General features: G+C 71.8%; 17 protein-coding genes. 14 read left to right on the top strand and 3 right to left on the bottom strand.

All coding sequences use genetic code 11. From position 1 onward, the window contains the following. The first annotated feature begins 163 nt into the window (after positions 1 to 163). From hrcA to ACH4VO_RS04050, 7 genes are all read left to right on the top strand, one after another. Positions 164 to 1,180, top strand: coding sequence for a heat-inducible transcriptional repressor HrcA (gene hrcA / locus ACH4VO_RS04080; protein WP_360991929.1), 1,017 nt, complete (start codon positions 164 to 166; stop codon positions 1,178 to 1,180). Further along, positions 1,181 to 2,320 (top strand): molecular chaperone DnaJ, encoded by a 1,140-nt coding sequence (gene dnaJ, locus ACH4VO_RS04075; RefSeq protein WP_360991927.1) that lies wholly within the window; start codon positions 1,181 to 1,183, stop codon positions 2,318 to 2,320. 239 nt (positions 2,321 to 2,559) lie between these two features. Beyond that, complete coding sequence (locus ACH4VO_RS04070; RefSeq protein WP_360991924.1) at positions 2,560 to 3,633, top strand: nitronate monooxygenase; 1,074 nt, start codon at positions 2,560 to 2,562, stop codon at positions 3,631 to 3,633. After that, positions 3,630 to 4,376, top strand: a complete 747-nt coding sequence (locus tag ACH4VO_RS04065; protein WP_360991921.1) for a 16S rRNA (uracil(1498)-N(3))-methyltransferase — start codon at positions 3,630 to 3,632, stop codon at positions 4,374 to 4,376. Before ACH4VO_RS04070 ends, ACH4VO_RS04065 begins: the two co-directional genes overlap by 4 nt. 169 nt (positions 4,377 to 4,545) lie before the next feature. Further along, positions 4,546 to 4,905 (top strand): histidine triad nucleotide-binding protein, encoded by a 360-nt coding sequence (locus tag ACH4VO_RS04060; RefSeq protein ID WP_360991919.1) that lies wholly within the window; start codon positions 4,546 to 4,548, stop codon positions 4,903 to 4,905. A 3-nt stretch (positions 4,906 to 4,908) separates the two neighbouring features. Further along, entirely contained in the window at positions 4,909 to 5,817 is a 909-nt protein-coding gene (locus ACH4VO_RS04055; RefSeq protein WP_360991916.1) for a ribonuclease Z, read from the top strand. Between the two features lie 10 nt (positions 5,818 to 5,827). Then, entirely contained in the window at positions 5,828 to 6,820 is a 993-nt protein-coding gene (locus tag ACH4VO_RS04050) for an adenosine deaminase (RefSeq protein ID WP_360991913.1), read from the top strand. Here ACH4VO_RS04050 and ACH4VO_RS04045 read toward each other — a convergent pair. Beyond that, positions 6,784 to 8,136 carry an MFS transporter gene (locus ACH4VO_RS04045; protein ID WP_360991911.1) on the bottom strand — a complete coding sequence of 451 codons (1,353 nt, stop codon included), beginning with the start codon at positions 8,134 to 8,136 and terminating at the stop codon, positions 6,784 to 6,786. The genes ACH4VO_RS04050 and ACH4VO_RS04045 overlap by 37 nt on opposite strands. A 386-nt stretch (positions 8,137 to 8,522) precedes the next feature. Here ACH4VO_RS04045 and ACH4VO_RS04040 point away from each other — a divergent pair, with 386 nt between their 5' ends. The 7 genes from ACH4VO_RS04040 to ACH4VO_RS04010 all read left to right on the top strand — a co-directional run bounded on the left by ACH4VO_RS04040 (position 8,523) and on the right by ACH4VO_RS04010 (position 14,687). Further along, positions 8,523 to 9,638: a PfkB family carbohydrate kinase gene (locus ACH4VO_RS04040; RefSeq protein WP_360991908.1), complete on the top strand. Its 1,116-nt coding sequence runs from the start codon at positions 8,523 to 8,525 to the stop codon at positions 9,636 to 9,638. 136 nt (positions 9,639 to 9,774) lie between these two features. Then, the gene (locus ACH4VO_RS04035; protein WP_360991906.1) at positions 9,775 to 10,797 is read left to right on the top strand and encodes a PhoH family protein; all 1,023 of its coding nucleotides are present in this window, start codon (positions 9,775 to 9,777) and stop codon (positions 10,795 to 10,797) included. Between the two features lie 12 nt (positions 10,798 to 10,809). After that, positions 10,810 to 11,307, top strand: a complete 498-nt coding sequence (gene ybeY / locus ACH4VO_RS04030) for an rRNA maturation RNase YbeY (protein WP_360991903.1) — start codon at positions 10,810 to 10,812, stop codon at positions 11,305 to 11,307. Then, on the top strand, positions 11,304 to 12,587 hold the full coding sequence (locus ACH4VO_RS04025) for a hemolysin family protein (RefSeq protein ID WP_360991901.1): 1,284 nt from the start codon (positions 11,304 to 11,306) through the stop codon (positions 12,585 to 12,587). The genes ybeY and ACH4VO_RS04025 overlap by 4 nt, the downstream gene beginning before the upstream one ends. Continuing rightward, entirely contained in the window at positions 12,584 to 12,937 is a 354-nt protein-coding gene (locus ACH4VO_RS04020) for an MmcQ/YjbR family DNA-binding protein (protein ID WP_360991899.1), read from the top strand. The genes ACH4VO_RS04025 and ACH4VO_RS04020 overlap by 4 nt, the downstream gene beginning before the upstream one ends. A gap of 294 nt (positions 12,938 to 13,231) precedes the next feature. Then, on the top strand, positions 13,232 to 13,585 hold the full coding sequence (locus ACH4VO_RS04015; RefSeq protein WP_360991897.1) for a cytidine deaminase: 354 nt from the start codon (positions 13,232 to 13,234) through the stop codon (positions 13,583 to 13,585). A 73-nt stretch (positions 13,586 to 13,658) separates the two neighbouring features. Further along, on the top strand, positions 13,659 to 14,687 hold the full coding sequence (locus ACH4VO_RS04010) for a GTPase Era (protein WP_360991894.1): 1,029 nt from the start codon (positions 13,659 to 13,661) through the stop codon (positions 14,685 to 14,687). A gap of 92 nt (positions 14,688 to 14,779) precedes the next feature. On the opposite strand, the gene ACH4VO_RS04005 is transcribed toward ACH4VO_RS04010, so the two are convergent. Continuing rightward, a complete protein-coding gene (locus ACH4VO_RS04005) occupies positions 14,780 to 15,046 on the bottom strand; it encodes a protealysin inhibitor emfourin (RefSeq protein WP_360991891.1) in 267 nt (88 codons plus the stop codon). An 80-nt stretch (positions 15,047 to 15,126) separates the two neighbouring features. After that, entirely contained in the window at positions 15,127 to 16,203 is a 1,077-nt protein-coding gene (locus ACH4VO_RS04000) for a M4 family metallopeptidase (protein ID WP_360991888.1), read from the bottom strand. Positions 16,204 to 16,399: the final 196 nt, after the last annotated feature.

Genomic DNA, 16,399 nt, shown 5'->3' with positions numbered 1-16,399 from the left:
GACGACGCTATCCGCAACGGCCCGCGCGGTCCCGCGACGGCCCGGCCGGTCACCCTTGCCCCGGGGCCGCCCCGCCCCCGTACACTGGCCGGGGGAGTTGCTGGCACTCGAACGCGCAGAGTGCCAGGCAGACGCCGGAGAACCACAGCTGGAGGTGTGCGCCGTGCTCAGTGAACGCAGACTCGAGGTGCTGCGCGCCATCGTCCAGGACTATGTGGGCACCGAGGAGCCCGTCGGCTCGAAGGCGCTCACGGAGCGGCACAGGCTGGGGGTCTCCCCGGCCACCGTCCGCAACGACATGGCGGTGCTGGAGGAAGAGGGCTTCATCGCCCAGCCGCACACCAGTGCGGGGCGTATCCCTACGGACAAGGGCTACCGCCTCTTCGTCGACAAGCTCGCGGGCGTCAAGCCCCTGTCGTCGCCGGAGCGCCGGGCCATTCAGAACTTCCTCGACGGCGCGGTCGACCTCGACGACGTCGTGGGCCGTACGGTGCGGCTGCTCGCGCAGCTGACCCGGCAGGTCGCCGTCGTGCAGTACCCCTCGCTGACCCGCTCGACGGTGCGGCACGTGGAACTGCTGTCCCTGGCCCCGGCCCGGCTGATGCTCGTACTGATCACGGACACGGGCCGGGTCGAACAGCGTATGATCGACTGCCCTGCACCGTTCGGTGACACCTCCCTGGCAGATCTGCGGGCCCGGCTCAACAGCCGGGTCGTCGGACGCCGCTTCGCGGATGTCCCGCATCTGGTGCAGGACCTGCCGGAGTCCTTCGAGAGTGAGGACCGGGGAACCGTATCCACGGTGCTCTCCGTTCTTCTCGAGACTCTGGTCGAAGAGACGGAGGAGCGGCTCATCATCGGCGGCACCTCCAACCTCACGCGCTTCGGGCACGACTTCCCTGTGATGATCCGGCCGGTGCTGGAGGCACTGGAGGAGCAGGTCGTGCTGCTGAAGCTGCTCGGTGAGGCGACGGACTCAGGCATGACCGTACGGATCGGGCACGAGAACGCTCACGAGGGCCTCAACGCCACGTCCGTCGTCGCGGTCGGCTACGGTTCGGGCGACGAGGCAGTCGCCAAACTCGGCGTGGTCGGACCGACCCGCATGGACTACCCCGGAACGATGGGAGCGGTACGCGCAGTGGCACGTTACGTCGGACAGATCCTGGCGGAGTCGTAAGTGGCCACGGACTACTACGCCGTACTCGGCGTGCGCCGCGACGCATCTCAGGACGAGATCAAGAAGGCATTCCGCAGGCTCGCCCGCGAGCTGCACCCGGATGTCAACCCGGATCCGAAGACCCAGGAGCGGTTCAAGGAGATCAACGCCGCATACGAGGTGTTGTCGGACCCGCAGAAGAAGCAGGTCTACGACCTCGGCGGCGACCCGCTGTCCGCCTCGGGCGGCGGCGGTGGCGCGGGCGGCTTCGGAGCCGGCGGCTTCGGCAACTTCAGCGACATCATGGACGCGTTCTTCGGCAACGCCACCCAGCGCGGGCCCCGTTCGCGCACCAGGCGCGGCCAGGACGCCATGATCCGGCTGGAGATCGACCTCAACGAGGCGGCCTTCGGCACGACCAAGGACATCCAGGTCGACACTGCGGTCGTCTGCACGACCTGCAGCGGCGAAGGAGCCGCGCCCGGCACCTCCGCGCAGACCTGTGACATGTGCCGCGGCCGCGGCGAGGTGTCCCAGGTCACCCGGTCCTTCCTCGGCCAGGTCATGACCTCGCGGCCCTGCCCGCAGTGCCAGGGCTTCGGTACGGTCGTGCCGACGCCGTGCCCCGAGTGCGCCGGCGACGGCCGCATCCGTTCGCGGCGCACCCTCACCGTGAAGATCCCCGCAGGTGTCGACAACGGCACCCGCATCCAGCTCGCGGGTGAGGGCGAGGTCGGCCCCGGGGGCGGCCCCGCCGGCGACCTGTACGTCGAGATCCACGAGGTCTCGCACGCCGTGTTCCAGCGCCGCGGCGACGACCTCCACTGCACGGTCACCATTCCGATGACGGCCGCGGCGCTGGGCACCCAGGTGCCGCTGGAGACGCTGGACGGCCTGGAGGAGATCGACATCCGGCCAGGCACCCAGTCCGGCCAGTCGGTCCCGCTGCACGGGCGCGGTATCACGCACCTGCGGGGCGGCGGACGCGGCGACCTGATCGTGCACGTCGAGGTCATGACCCCGACGAAGATGGACCCCGAGCAGGAGCGCCTGCTGCGGGAGCTGGCGAAGCTGCGCGGCGAGGAGCGGCCCACCGGCCAGTTCCAGCCAGGGCAGCAGGGCCTCTTTTCCCGCCTGAAGGACGCTTTCAACGGCCGCTGACGCCTGCCGGCCGCTCATCGGACGTGTCCTCCGCGGCGGCGACGAGGAGGGCCACCGCACCGCGCCGCAAGGGCGCCGAAGCACCACGCCGGGAGCGCGCTCAGGCGCCCGCCCCGACCGCGCCACCGCACCGCCCGCCGGTTCCTCACCGGCGGGCGGTGCCGCGTGACGGGGTGCCCGGCCGATCTGCGGAAAACGGCTGATTCGGCACGGTGCACCGGACGTGGCACGATGCGGGCATGTCCTTGGCGCTGACCGATCTCTGCCGGTATCCGATCGTGCAGGCCCCGATGGCGGGCGGCGTCTCCGGCCCGCAACTCGCCGGGGCCGTCGCGGAGGCGGGGGCCCTCGGTTTCCTCGCAGCCGGGTACAAGACGGCTGACGGGATGTACAACGAGGTCAAACAGCTGCGGCGGCTGACCGGCCGGCCCTTCGGCGTCAATCTGTTCATGCCCCAGCCGATGCTCGCCGACCCGAGCGCCGTCGAGGTGTACCGCCACCAGCTCGCCGGTGAGGCCTCCTGGTACGAGACCCCGCTCGGCGACCCCGAAGCCGACGGCGACGACGGCTACGAGGCCAAGGTCGCCATCCTGCTCGAGGACCCCGTACCCGTGGTCTCCTTCACCTTCGGCTGCCCCGACCGGGAGGTGCTCGACGCCTTCGCGCAGGCCGGTACCTTCACCGTCGTGACGGTCACCTCCGCCCAGGAGGCGCGCAACGCGCAGTGGGCGGGCGCCCGCGCGGTCTGCGTCCAGGGCACCGAGGCGGGCGGACACCGGTCCACGCACCGTGACGACCCGCAGGGCGGTCTCACCGGCACCGGGCTCCTCACCCTCGTCACCGAGGTCCGCGAGGCCGTCGCGCTGCCCCTGATCGCGGCCGGCGGGCTGATGCGCGGTTCACAGATCACGGCGGTGCTGGCAGCCGGTGCGGAGGCGGCGCAGCTGGGAACGGCGTTCCTCGCCTGCCCCGAGTCGGGAGCCCACCCGCTCCACAAGCAGGCCCTGACCAACCCGCTGTTCGTGACGACGACCCTGACCCGGGCCTTCACCGGCCGTCCGGCACGCGGGCTGGTCAACCGGTTCGTACGCGAGCACGGCCGGTACGCACCCGCGGCCTACCCGCAGGTGCACCAGCTGACCAGCGGTCTGCGCAAGGCCGCCGCGAAGGCCGGGGACGCCCAGGGCATGGCCCTGTGGGCGGGCCAGGGCCACCGGATGGCACGCGAGCTGCCCGCCGGGGAACTCGTGGAACTGCTCGCCGCCGAAACGGAAGCCGCGCGTGCGGCAGTGAGTGGGAGGAGTGCCCGGTGACGGCACCGGTCTTCGTCGTCGAACAGATGCCCAGCGGGGGGGAGTTCACCCTGGAAGGTCCCGAGGGGCGGCACGCCGTCTCCGTGCGACGGCTGAACCCCGGGGAGGACGTCGTCCTGACCGACGGGCGGGGCCGCTGGGCCGAGGGGGTCGTACGCGCGGCCGAGGGCAAGGACCGCCTGCTGCTCACCGGTCTGGAGCCGGTGCACGAGGAGCCCGCGCCCACGCCGTTCGTCACCGTCGTCCAGGCACTGCCCAAGGGCGACCGCGGGGAGCTCGCCGTCGAGACGATGACCGAGACGGGCGTCGACGCGATCGTTCCCTGGCAGGCGTCCCGGTGCATCACGCAGTGGAAGGGCGACCGCGGACTCAAGTCCCTGGCCAAGTGGCGCAGTACCGCCCGCGAGGCGGGGAAGCAGTCGCGGCGCGTGAGGTTTCCCGAGGTGGCGGAGGTCATGACGACCAAACAGGTCGCCGCGCTGCTCGCCACCGCGGACTTCGCGGGTGTCCTGCACGAGGACCGGGAGACCGGCAGCGCGGCGCTGGCGACCGCCCCGCTCCCGGGCCGGGGCTCGATCGTGCTGGTGGTGGGACCGGAGGGCGGGGTCTCCCCCCAGGAGCTCGCCGCCTTCGCCGCCGCCGGAGCTCCGCCCTACCGGCTCGGCCCCAGTGTGCTGCGCACCTCGACCGCGGGGACGGCCGCCGCCGCGCTGCTGATGGGGCGCACGGGGCGCTGGGGCTGAGAGCCCCGCCTCCCGGGCGGGCCGTCGCCGCCACCACCGGGCGGGCACGGCCCGCTAGCATGCCGGTGTACTGATCACGGTCCGTGCGACGCGCGCGGACCGCCGGCGCCGGCCGGTACGGCGGGCCCGGAGCACGATCACCGAGAGAGACGACCGAGGAGGCCGGGCCATGGCGGGAGAGCCGCAGACCGACTGCCTGTTCTGCAGGATCGTTACGGGCGACATCCCGGCGACCATCGTCCGCGAGAGCCACACGACCGTCGCCTTCCGCGACATAAACCCCCAGGCCCCCACGCACGTCCTGGTCATCCCCAAGGCGCACTACCCGGACGCCGCCGCGCTCGCCGCAGCCGAGCCGCAGATCGCCGCCGACGTGCTGCGCGAGGCCGGACTCGTCGCGGCCGACGAGGGGATCGTCGGCAGTGGCTACCGCATCGTCCTCAACACCGGCACCGGGGCCGGACAGACCGTCTTCCACGCGCACGCCCACGTCATGGGCGGACGCGGGATGCAGTGGCCCCCCGGTTAGCCCGTGTCCGCACGAGAACTCGTGGTCCTCGGCACCGCCAGCCAGGTCCCGACCCGCCACCGCAACCACAACGGCTACCTGCTGCGCTGGGACGGCGAGGGCATCCTCTTCGACCCGGGCGAGGGAACCCAGCGCCAGATGGTCAGGGCGGGCGTCGCCGCGCACGACATCAACCGGATCTGCGTCACACACTTCCACGGCGATCACTCGCTGGGCCTGGCCGGGGTGATCCAGCGGATCAGCCTCGACCAGGTCCCGCACACCGTCACCGCCCACTTCCCGGCGAGCGGACAGCACTTCTTCGACCGGCTGCGGTACGCGACCGCCTACCGCGCGTCCGCGGATCTGGCGGAGGCACCCGTCGCCGCCGACGGCGTCCTCGCCACCACGGACGCCTACACCCTGGACAGCCGCCTGCTCTCGCATCCCGTCGAGTCCTACGGCTACCGCCTGACCGAGCCCGACCGGCGGCGCATGCTGCCCGCGAAGCTCGCCGAGCACGGCATCGCCGGACCCGACGTCGGGCGCATCCAGCGCGAGGGCGTCCTGCGCGGCGTGACCCTCGACGAGGTGTCGGAGCACCGGCGCGGGCAGCGGTTCGCCTTCGTCATGGACACCCGGCTCTGCGACGGCGCCCACGCGCTCGCCGAAGGGTGCGACATGCTGGTCATCGAGTCGACCTTCCTCGACGAGGACGGCCGCCTCGCCGCCGACCACGGCCACCTCACCGCCGGGCAGGCGGCGGGGGTGGCGCGGGAGGCCGGCGTGCGGCACCTCGTGCTGACGCACTTCTCGCAGCGCTACCCCGACCCGGACGCCTTCGAGCGCCAGGCCAGGGCCGCCGGCTTCGAGGGCGAACTGACCATCGCGAAGGACCTGATCACGGTCCCCGTACCCACCCGACACCAGTGACGAGAACCCCGTGCACCTCCCCAAAGCAGAGCTCCACCTCCACATCGAAGGGACGCTCGAACCCGAGCTGGCCTTCACCCTCGCCGCGCGCAACGGCGTGGAACTGCCCTACGCGGACACCGACGAGCTGCGCACCGCCTACCAATTCGACGACCTGCAGAGCTTCCTCGACCTCTACTACGCCCTCATGGCCGTCCTGCGCACCGAGGACGACTTCACCGAGCTGGCCGACGCCTACCTCGCCCGGGCCGCGGCCCAGGGCGTCCGGCACGCGGAGATCTTCTTCGACCCGCAGGCCCACACCGACCGCGGTGTCCCGATCGGCACCGTGATCGAAGGGCTCGGCAGGGCGCTGGAGCGCAGCGAGGAGACGCACGGCGTCTCGACGCAGCTGATCCTGTGCTTCCTGCGCGACAAGTCCGCCGAGTCGGCCCTGGAGACCCTGGAGGCCGCCAAGCCCTACCTGCACCGCATCAGCGCCGTCGGCCTCGACTCCGCCGAGGTCGGCCACCCGCCCGCCGCGTTCCGCGAGGTGTACGAGGCGGCCGGCGCCCTCGGCCTGCGCAAGGTCGCGCACGCCGGCGAGGAGGGGCCGCCCTCCTACATCACCGAGGCCCTGGACGTCCTGGGCGTCGAGCGTGTCGATCACGGGCTGCGCTGCATGGAGGACCCCGAACTGGTGGAGCGGCTGGTCGCCGACCGGGTGCCGCTCACGCTCTGCCCGCTGTCCAACGTACGGCTGCGCGCGGTCGACGTCCTGGAGGACCACCCGCTGCCGGCCATGATGGCCGCCGGACTGCTCTGCACGGTGAACTCCGACGACCCCGCCTACTTCGGCGGCTACGCCGGAGACACCTTCCGCGCCGTCCACGAGGCCCTCGGCCTGGACCGCGAGCAGCTGCGCACCCTGGCCCGCAACTCCTTCGAGGCGGCCTTCCTCGACCACGACGAGGAGCGCAGGGCGCGCTACCTCTCCGAGGTCGAGGCGTACGCGTTCGACTGACCGGGCCCGCCGGCGGCCGTACGGAACGCGCTCCTGACCAGCCGCCGGCGGCGCAGCCCGGGCACGCTGATCTCCGCGACCGCCTGCTCCGGCGCACCCAGCTTGGGGACCGCGCCGGGCAGGCTGCCGGTCGTCGCCGCGAGCAGCGCCGCCGGGGCGCCGCCGCGGCGCCGCACCGAACCGGGGACCAGCGGGCGGCCACCGGTGTGCAGCGCGACGGCGGTGACCGGGGCGGCGACCAGTAGCGTGGCCGTCCCGAGGACCAGGCCCATCACCGCGTAGCCCGCCTGCTCGGAGAGCACACTGCCGAGGACGGGCCCGCATGCCGTGCCGACGGACGCCGCCGAGCCGGCGAGGACCGCCCAGCGGCCGCGGACGTCCAGCGAGGCGGCCAGGCCGATGAGGTAGGACAGGACCACCGGGTAGAAGGTGTTCCACACGATCTCGCCGGTCGCGAACGAGCCGAGCCCCTCGGCGGACGAACTGAGCACGATGCTCGCCGCGATGATCATCGTCCCGACGCCGATCGGCACCGCCCGGCCGAGCCGCGCCCCCAGCATCCCGGCGCCCATGACCCCGAGCAGGCCGGCGCCGAGCGCCGCGGCGAACACGGCGCCGATCGTCACCTCGGACAGCCCCACCTGTACGGCGCCGATGCGGCTGCTCACTCCCCACAGGGCGTTCTGGGACATGGACCAGACGAGCATGCCGCCGGCGAGCACCAGGCCCGACCGCCGGTGCGGCAGCCGTCCCTGGACGGACGGGGCCGTGCCCGCGGGCAGCGGGCCGCCGAGCCGGGAGGTGGCCGGCCAGACGAGGAGCGCGACCAGGGCGATCGAGGCGAAGGGCAGCCGGTGACCGCCGCCCAGGTGGGGAACGGTCAGATAGAGGGCACCCGCCGTCGCCGAGACGCTCAGCAGCCCCAGCGAGGAGGTGCGGTGCGGATCGCGCTGCGCGGCGATGCCGGCCGCGGCGACCGCGGTCGCCGTTCCGGAGCCGAGCCCGCCGATCACCACGCCCGCGACCACGAGAGGCACCGAGCCGGTCAGTGCCGCGCAGCCGTAACCCAGTGCAGCCAGTACCAGTCCGGCCCGCGCGGGCCGGCGGGACCCGAACCGCTCGACGCGTCCCGCCAGGGCGAAACCGGCCGACGCCGAACTCAGCAGCAGGGTGCTGCCGACCAGGCCGGCCTGGGCGGAGGTCAGCCCCAGGTAGACGCTGAGACGGCCGACGATGGTGGGGAGGAGGTAGGCGGCGAGGTAACCGGCGGTGAACACGGCGACCAAGGGCCACGCGGCGCGCGGGCGCGAGGACATGGGCGTTCCTGAGGACGTGCCAGAAGAGGCGGAAGGCAGGGGAGGGCAGAGCGGGGTAAGGCAGGTGCGTGGAGCCGCACGGAGGCAGGGGAGGGCGAAGCGGGAAAAAGCGGGAGACGCGGCACTCGTCGTCAACTGTCCCGAACGGTGCTCGCGGGCCAATTTGTATCAAGCGCGCACAGCGGACGGAAAGCCGCCTCGCTGTGAGGTGGGTCACTTTCGGGTTTACGAGTAATCCGACCGGGTATTCACCGGAGTTTGCGCAGGTCGGAGCGGATCGGAGCGAGTATGCGCACGTCGCCCGCGCACCCCCGGATGCCGCCCGACTTCCGGCACACTGGCCGAATCTCGCACTGTCCAGATCGACCACGGCCGGGGAGCGCACGGTGAGCACCGACAAGACAGGCAGCGACCCGCTGCTCGACCCCCTGCTCGGGCTGCGCGCCCCGCAGGACCCCGCCTGTGACGTCTTCCTGACGGGCACGGTCTTCCTGGACATCATCTTCACCGGCCTCGACAGCGCCCCGGTACGCGGCACCGAGTCCTGGGCCCGGGGCATGGGATCCAGCCCCGGCGGCGTCGCCAACATGGCCACCGCGCTCGCCCGACTGGGCCTGCGCACCTCGCTGGCCGCCGCGTTCGGCGACGACCACTACGGCGAGTACTGCTGGGACGCCCTCGAACAGGGAGAGGGCATCGACCTGTCGATGTCGCGCACGGTCCCCGGGTGGCACTCGCCGGTCACCGTCTCCATGGCGTACGAGGGCGAACGCACCATGGTCTCGCACGGCCACGAGGCGCCCGCCCCGGCCGCCCCCGCCCCGCCGGGCCGCACCTTCCCGCACTGCCCGCCCCGGGCCCGCGCCGCCATCGCCTCGCTGACCCCCGGCCGCAGTGAGCCCTGGGTGGCGGGAGCGGCCCGTAACGGCGCCCTCCTCTTCGCCGACGTCGGCTGGGACGAGACCGGCCGCTGGGACCTGGACGCGCTGCCCGATCTCGGGCACTGCCTGGCCTTCCTCCCCAACGCCGAGGAGGCGATGCGCTACACCCGCACCGCGTGCCCCCGCGCGGCCGCCCACGCCCTGGCCGAGCGGGTGCCGCTCGCCGTCGTCACCCTGGGCGCGGAGGGTGCGTACGCCGTGGACCGGGAGACCGGAGCCGCAGCCGAGGTGCCCGCCATCGAGGTGGAGGCCCTGGACCCCACCGGAGCGGGCGACGTCTTCGTCGCCGGGTTCGTCACCGGAACGCTGGCCGGCTGGCCGCTCGCCGACCGCCTCGCCTTCGCCGGACTCACCGCGGCCCTCTCGGTACAGGAGTTCGGCGGATCGCTGTCCGCGCCCGGCTGGGCCGAGATCGCCGCCTGGTGGCAGCGGGTACGCACCTGCGCCGGCCAGGCCCCGGCGGCGCTGGAGCGGTACGCGTTCCTCGACGACCTGCTGCCCGCCGCGAGCCGGGGATGGCCGCTGCGCCGGGCCGTGCCCACGATCGGCTTCCGGCAGTGACGGGCGGGACCGCTGGACGATCACCCGGTAAATCCACTCGGTGTTGTCGGTGGGGAGTCGTACGCTTGTAGTCCAGAGGCCGTCGACCGGCGACTGCCCTGTACAGGGAGGTATGCGCAGGCCCGAGGGCCGGCCCATGACGCAGTCACCCACACCGCCGCAGGCGCGCGCCCAGATCAGCATTCCGGCCGCACACCCCATGGTGATGCTCCTGGGATCGGGCGACTCCCTGCTTCGCGTAATCGAAACGGCGTTCCCGGCCGTCGATATCCATGTCCGGGGCAACGAGATCAGTGCGACGGGAAGCGCGGCGGACGTCGCGCTGATCCAGCGCCTGTTCGACGAGATGGTGCTGGTGCTCCGCACCGGGCTGCCGATGACGGAGGACGCTGTGGAACGCTCGATCGCCATGCTCAGGGCGAGCGGGAACGGCGAGGGGGACGGCACCGAGACCCCCGCGGAGGTGCTGACCCAGAACATCCTGTCCAGCCGCGGCCGCACGATCCGCCCGAAGACGCTCAACCAGAAGCGCTACGTCGACGCCATCGACAAGCACACCATCGTCTTCGGCATCGGCCCCGCGGGCACCGGCAAGACGTATCTCGCCATGGCCAAGGCGGTCCAGGCCCTGCAGGCCAAGCAGGTCAGCCGGATCATCCTGACCAGGCCCGCCGTCGAGGCGGGGGAGCGGCTCGGCTTCCTGCCCGGCACCCTCTTCGACAAGATCGACCCGTATCTGCGCCCGCTCTACGACGCCCTGCACGACATGCTCGACCCCGACTCGATCCCCCGGCTCATGGCCGCGGGCACGATCGAGGTCGCGCCGCTGGCTTATATGCGTGGCCGTACGCTGAATGATGCTTTCATCATCCTGGACGAGGCGCAGAACACCAGCGCCGAGCAGATGAAGATGTTCCTCACCCGGCTCGGCTTCGACTCGAAGATCGTCGTCACCGGTGACGTCACCCAGGTCGACCTGCCGAGCGGTACCAAGAGCGGCCTGCGCCAGGTCCAGGACATCCTGGAGGGCCTGGACGACGTGCACTTCTCCCGGCTCACCTCCCAGGACGTCGTCCGGCACAAGCTGGTCGGCCGTATCGTCGACGCGTACGAGAAGTACGACATCGCAGAGGGCCGTGACGGCCGCAACGGGAAGTAGTCGCAACGCACCATGTCGATCGACGTCAACAACGAGTCCGGAACCGAGGTCGACGAGCAGGCGATCCTCGACATCGCCCGCTACGCGCTCGCCCGGATGCGCATCCACCCCCTGTCCGAACTCTCGGTGATCGTGGTGGACACCGCCGCCATGGAGCAGCTCCACATCCAGTGGATGGACCTCCCGGGGCCGACGGACGTCATGTCCTTCCCGATGGACGAACTGCGTCCGCCGTCCAAGGACACCGAGGAGCCCCCCCAGGGACTCCTCGGCGACATCGTGCTCTGCCCGGAGGTCGCGAAGAAGCAGGGCGAGGAGGCGCCGACCCGGCACTCGATGGACGAGGAGCTCCAGCTGCTCACCGTCCACGGCGTGCTGCACCTCCTCGGGTACGACCACGAGGAGCCGGACGAGAAGGCCGAGATGTTCGGGCTCCAGGCGGCGATCGTCGACGGCTGGCGCGGTGAGCACGGGCTGACCGGGGCGTCCCCGGCCCCCACCGTCTCGTGAGCGTCCCCCTCGCCCTGGGCGCAGTCCTGCTGATCGTCGTCGGCTGGCTGGCGGCGTGCGCCGAGGCCGGTATCGCCCGCACGTCCAGTTTCCGTGCGGCGGAGGCGGTCCGCTCCGGGCGGCGGGGCAGCGCCAAGCTGGAGCAGGTGGCCGCCGACCCCACCCGCTACCTCAACGTGGCGCTGCTCGTCCGGGTCGCCTGCGAGATGTCGGCCGGGGTGCTCGTCACCTACGCCTGCCTGCGGGAGTTCTCCGAGACCTGGCAGGCGCTGGCCGTCGCCATGGGGGTCATGGTCCTCGTCAGCTACGTCGCCATCGGGGTGTCGCCGCGCACCATCGGCCGCCAGCACCCGCTGAACACGGCGACGGCGGCGGCGTACGTCCTGCTGCCGCTGGCCCGGATCATGGGCCCGGTCCCGCAGCTCCTCATCCTCCTCGGCAACGCCCTCACCCCCGGCAAGGGCTTCCGCAAGGGCCCCTTCGCCAGTGAGGCCGAACTGCGGGCGATGGTCGACCTCGCGGAGCAGGAGTCGCTCATCGAGGACGAGGAGCGCCGCATGGTGCACTCCGTCTTCGAGCTGGGGGACACCCTCGTACGCGAGGTGATGGTGCCCCGTACCGACCTGGTCGCCATCGAGCGCTACAAGACGGTCCGGCAGGCCCTGACCCTCGCCCTGCGCTCCGGCTTCTCGCGCATCCCGGTCACCGGGGAGAACGAGGACGACATCGTCGGGATCGTGTACCTCAAGGACCTGGTCCGCAAGACGCACGTCAACCGGGAGGCGGAGGCCGACCTGGTCTCCACGGCGATGCGCCCCGCCGCGTTCGTGCCCGACACGAAGAACGCCGGTGACCTGCTGCGCGAGATGCAGCAGGAGCGCAGCCACGTCGCCGTCGTCATCGACGAGTACGGCGGTACGGCCGGCATCGTCACCATCGAGGACATCCTCGAGGAGATCGTCGGCGAGATCACCGACGAGTACGACCGCGAACTCCCGCCCGTCCAGGAGCTGGAGAACGGCTGCTACCGGGTGACCGCCCGGCTCGACATCGGCGCCCTCGGCGAGCTCTTCGGCCTCGACGAGTACGACGACGAGGACGTGGAGACGGTCGGCGGTCTGCTGGCCAAGGCGCTCGGACGGGTCCCGATCGCCGGCGCCTCGTCCGTGGTCGAGCTCCCCGACGGACGGAAGGTCCGCCTGACCGCCGAGTCGCCGGCCGGACGCCGGAACAAGATCGTCACGGTGCTCGCCGAACCGGAGGGGACGGAAGCGGAATGACCCCCGAGCAGCTGCGCGCGCTCTGCCTGGAGTTCAACGCCAGTGCGGAGGAGTTCCCGTTCGGACCCGAAACCTCGGTGTTCAAGGTGCTCGGGAAGATGTTCGCACTGAGCGCCCTGGACGCGAGGCCCCTCACGGTCAACCTCAAGTGCGACCCGGACGAGGCCCTGCGGCTCCGGGAGGAGTACTCCGCGATCGTGCCCGGCTATCACATGAACAAGCGGCACTGGAACACGGTGACGGTCTCCGGGCTCCCGGACCGCATGGTCCGGGAGCTCGTCGAGGACAGCTACGACCTTGTGGTGGCCGGCCTCCCGAAAGCGGAACGGCTGCGCCTGGACCGGTCGTAGGCCGGGCCGCGGGGCCGCCGCACCCGGGCGGCCCCGCGGAGCCCTGCTCCGCGGTCCGCGAGGAGCTCGCCGACCTCCCGCAGCCGGGTCCGTCCGGCTGCGGGCACCGGCCCGTCCGGACCGCCTCGTCGTGCCGTACACCCACGGCCGGTCCGGGTACGCGCCTCGCCGGAGGGCCGGCGCGGACCGGTGACCCCTCCCGGCGCGAGCGTCCGCGCCGCGGCGGCGGGCCACGCGGAGGGACGGGCGACCCCGTTGCCGGGAGGGGGTGCGCCGCCTTCGTATGCTCAGCACATGACCGATACCACCGACCTCGGCCCCGAGGACCGCAAGATCGTCACGCTGGCACGCAGCGTCCGTGCCCGCAACGGAGTGCCGGAGGGCGCGGCGGTCCGGGACGAGACAGGACGTACGTACGCCGCGGGCACCGTGGAACTGGAGTCGCTGAAGCTCAGCGCGTTGCAGACCGCCGTCGCCATGGCGGTGGCGGGCGGCGCCACGTCCCTGGAGGCGGCAGCGGTCGTCACCGCGGCCGGGGTCCCCTCGGACGCCGACCGGGCGGCCGTACGGGACCTGGGCGGACCGGACACTCCCGTGCTGCTCGCGGGGCCCGACGGGACGCTCAGGATCCAGGTGACCGCCGGCTGAACCGGGGCCGCCGTGCCCCCTCCGGGGGTACCGGGCGCCCTGCTGTGCAACGGCGCCGCCGGGATCGGGGAGAATGGGCGCCATGAGCGCTCGACCGAACACAGAAGCTGCTGCGGAGCAGGCGGAGAACGACGCCCCCCACAGGGCGGGCTTCGCCTGCTTCGTGGGCCGCCCCAACGCGGGCAAGTCCACCCTCACGAACGCTCTGGTCGGTCAGAAGGTGGCGATCACCTCCAACCGCCCCCAGACCACCCGGCACACCGTGCGGGGCATCGTGCACCGCCCCGACGCCCAGCTGATCCTGGTGGACACGCCTGGTCTCCACAAGCCGCGCACGCTGCTCGGCGAGCGGCTGAACGACATCGTGCGGACCACCTGGGCCGAGGTCGACGTCATCGGCTTCTGCCTGCCCGCCGACCAGAAGCTCGGCCCCGGCGACACCTTCATCATCAAGGAACTCGCCGGGATCAAGAAGACCCCGAAGATCGCGATCATCACCAAGACCGACCTGGTCGACTCCAAGACGCTCGCCGAACAGCTGCTGGCCGTCTCCCGCCTCGGCGAGGAACTCGGCTTCGAGTGGGCGGAGATCGTCCCGGTCTCCGCGGTCAAGGAGGAGCAGGAGGCGGGACGCAGTCCCTCGAACAAGGGCGGTGGTGGGCGAGGGGCAGGCCAGGTCGGACTCCTGGCCGACCTGATCGCCCCGCTGCTTCCGCAGAGCCCGCCGCTCTACCCGGAGGGCGACCTCACCGACGAGCCCGAGATGGTCATGGTCGCGGAGCTGATCCGCGAGGCCGCCCTGGAAGGGGTGCGGGACGAACTGCCGCACTCCATCGCGGTCGTCGTCGAGGAGATGCTGCCGCGCGAGGACCGTCCGGCGGACAAGCCGCTGCTGGACATCCACGCGAACGTCTACATCGAGAGGCCGAGCCAGAAGGGCATCATCATCGGCCCGAAGGGCAAGCGGCTGAAGGACGTGGGCACGAAGTCGCGCAAGCACATCGAGGCGCTGCTGGGGACGCCGGTCTTCCTGGACCTGCACGTGAAGGTCGCCAAGGACTGGCAGCGGGACCCCAAGCAGCTGCGCAAGCTGGGGTTCTGAGTCGCCACGGATCCTGAGCCGGCCGGGATCGGGGTACGGCGGAGACCCGCGCACGGCCGTCCGCCGCCCCGGGCCCGGTAGGGCGCCCCGCTTCAGGCGCCTTCTTTCAGCACACGCGAGATCAACGTGCGCTGCGCGTCCGTCAGTCGGGGGTCCGCGCAGTGCACCGTCCGGTCGCCCACGGTGATCCGGTAGCGGAATCCGTCCGCCACCCCCGCGGGGGGGCCTTCCCGGCCGGCGGCGAGCGCCGCTTCGGCCAGGGACTCCCACTCCGCGGCGTCCGGCCGGTCCGAGGTGTCGACCTCGCCGTGACGTGCGATGCCGGCGAAACCGCCGGTCCGGCTCACCTGAATGCGCATGCGTAGCGGCTCCTGCCCGACCCGTCCGGACGACCCCGGTTCCGTATCCGTACCTACCCGGTCAGTCCGTACCTACCCGGTCAGCGGGTCGGCACGCCCACCTCCGACCAGGCCTTCAGTACCGCCTCGGCCTCGTCGCCCTCCCCGAAGCGGCTCCGGGTCGCGGCGACGGTGAGCTTCGCGAAGTCCGTGAACGACGCGTCCTGGGCCAGCTCGCCCCCGGTCAGTACGTCGAACCAGATCCGGCCGGCCCGCTCCCAGGCGTTGCCGCCGAGGGCGGTGGCGAAAAGGTAGAAGGCACGGTTGGGGATGCCGGAGTTGAGGTGCACCCCGCCGTTGTCCTCCTCCGTCTCGATGTAGTCGTCCATCGAGGCGGGCTGCGGGTCCTTGCCGAGGACGTCGTCGTCGTACGCCGTGCCCGGGGCCTTCATGGACCGCAGCGCGACCCCGCTGACCCGGGGCGCGAGCAGCCCCGCGCCGATCAGCCAGTCGCCCTGTTCCGCGCTCTGGCCGAGCGAGTACTGCTTGACCAGGGAGCCGAAGACGTCGGACACCGACTCGTTGAGCGCGCCCGACTGGCCCTCGTACGCCAGGTTGGCCGTGTACTGGGTCAGGCCGTGCGCCAGTTCGTGGGCGATGACGTCGATGGCGACGGTGAAGTCGAGGAAGATCTCCCCGTCCCCGTCCCCGAAGACCATCTGCTCACCGTCGAAGAAGGCGTTGTTGTACTTCTCGTCGTAGTGCACGGAGCCGATGAGCGGCAGCCCCCTGCCGTCGATCGAACTGCGGCCGTACTCCGTGAGCAGCAGGTCGAAGGTGGCGCCGAGACCGGCGTACGCGCGGTTGACGCTGGCGTCCCGGGTGGGCTCGTCGCCCTCGTCGCGGACCTTGTGGCCGGGCAGGTCCGTGCCGTGACGGCAGTCGTAGAGGGTGCGGTGGGGCTTCGTCGGCACCGGGTCGGCGTTGCGGGGGCCGGCGGGCGTCCGGGCCAGGGCGGTCGTGCGCCGGTGACGGCGCCGGGCCCCGTCGGTCTCCAGGGTGCGGCGGGCGGGACCGGCCAGGACCGGGTCGTCGGCCTGTGACAGCTTGTCGAGGAGGTGGGGCGGCACGATGGTGCAGAAGACGGGCTGGAACCTGTTGTTCGGTCGAGGCTGCATGCATGCGACTGTGGCACTCCGTCATCACACTGTCACTGCTTGCGACCGTGATTGACGAAATGGAGTGATGAGTCACCGTTTTGCCCCCGCGGGCGTCCGATCCCGCATACTGATACGGGCCGACGCGGTGGGGACCTCTCGGTTAGTCTCGTCGCATCATGCGTTTCGGGCTGCTCCTCCTTAGCTGCCGCGGCGA

The organism is Streptomyces sp. NPDC020780 (assembly GCF_044334475.1).
Taxonomy (GTDB): Bacteria; Actinomycetota; Actinomycetes; order Streptomycetales; family Streptomycetaceae; genus Streptomyces.
This window is presented reverse-complemented; position numbering and strand designations above follow the sequence as displayed.

Excerpts from the sequence above, each read along its gene's own strand:
- ACH4VO_RS04070 (WP_360991924.1), top strand. The coding sequence starts at position 2,560 with ATGTCCTTGGCGCTGACCGATCTCTGCCGGTATCCGATCGTGCAGGCC.
- ACH4VO_RS04060 (WP_360991919.1), top strand. The coding sequence starts at position 4,546 with ATGGCGGGAGAGCCGCAGACCGACTGCCTGTTCTGCAGGATCGTTACG.
- ACH4VO_RS04045 (WP_360991911.1), bottom strand. The coding sequence starts at position 8,136 with ATGTCCTCGCGCCCGCGCGCCGCGTGGCCCTTGGTCGCCGTGTTCACC.
- ACH4VO_RS04035 (WP_360991906.1), top strand. The coding sequence starts at position 9,775 with ATGACGCAGTCACCCACACCGCCGCAGGCGCGCGCCCAGATCAGCATT.
- ybeY (WP_360991903.1), top strand. The coding sequence starts at position 10,810 with ATGTCGATCGACGTCAACAACGAGTCCGGAACCGAGGTCGACGAGCAG.
- ACH4VO_RS04020 (WP_360991899.1), top strand. The coding sequence starts at position 12,584 with ATGACCCCCGAGCAGCTGCGCGCGCTCTGCCTGGAGTTCAACGCCAGT.
- ACH4VO_RS04015 (WP_360991897.1), top strand. The coding sequence starts at position 13,232 with ATGACCGATACCACCGACCTCGGCCCCGAGGACCGCAAGATCGTCACG.
- ACH4VO_RS04010 (WP_360991894.1), top strand. The coding sequence starts at position 13,659 with ATGGGCGCCATGAGCGCTCGACCGAACACAGAAGCTGCTGCGGAGCAG.
- ACH4VO_RS04005 (WP_360991891.1), bottom strand. The coding sequence starts at position 15,046 with ATGCGCATTCAGGTGAGCCGGACCGGCGGTTTCGCCGGCATCGCACGT.
- ACH4VO_RS04000 (WP_360991888.1), bottom strand. The coding sequence starts at position 16,203 with ATGCAGCCTCGACCGAACAACAGGTTCCAGCCCGTCTTCTGCACCATC.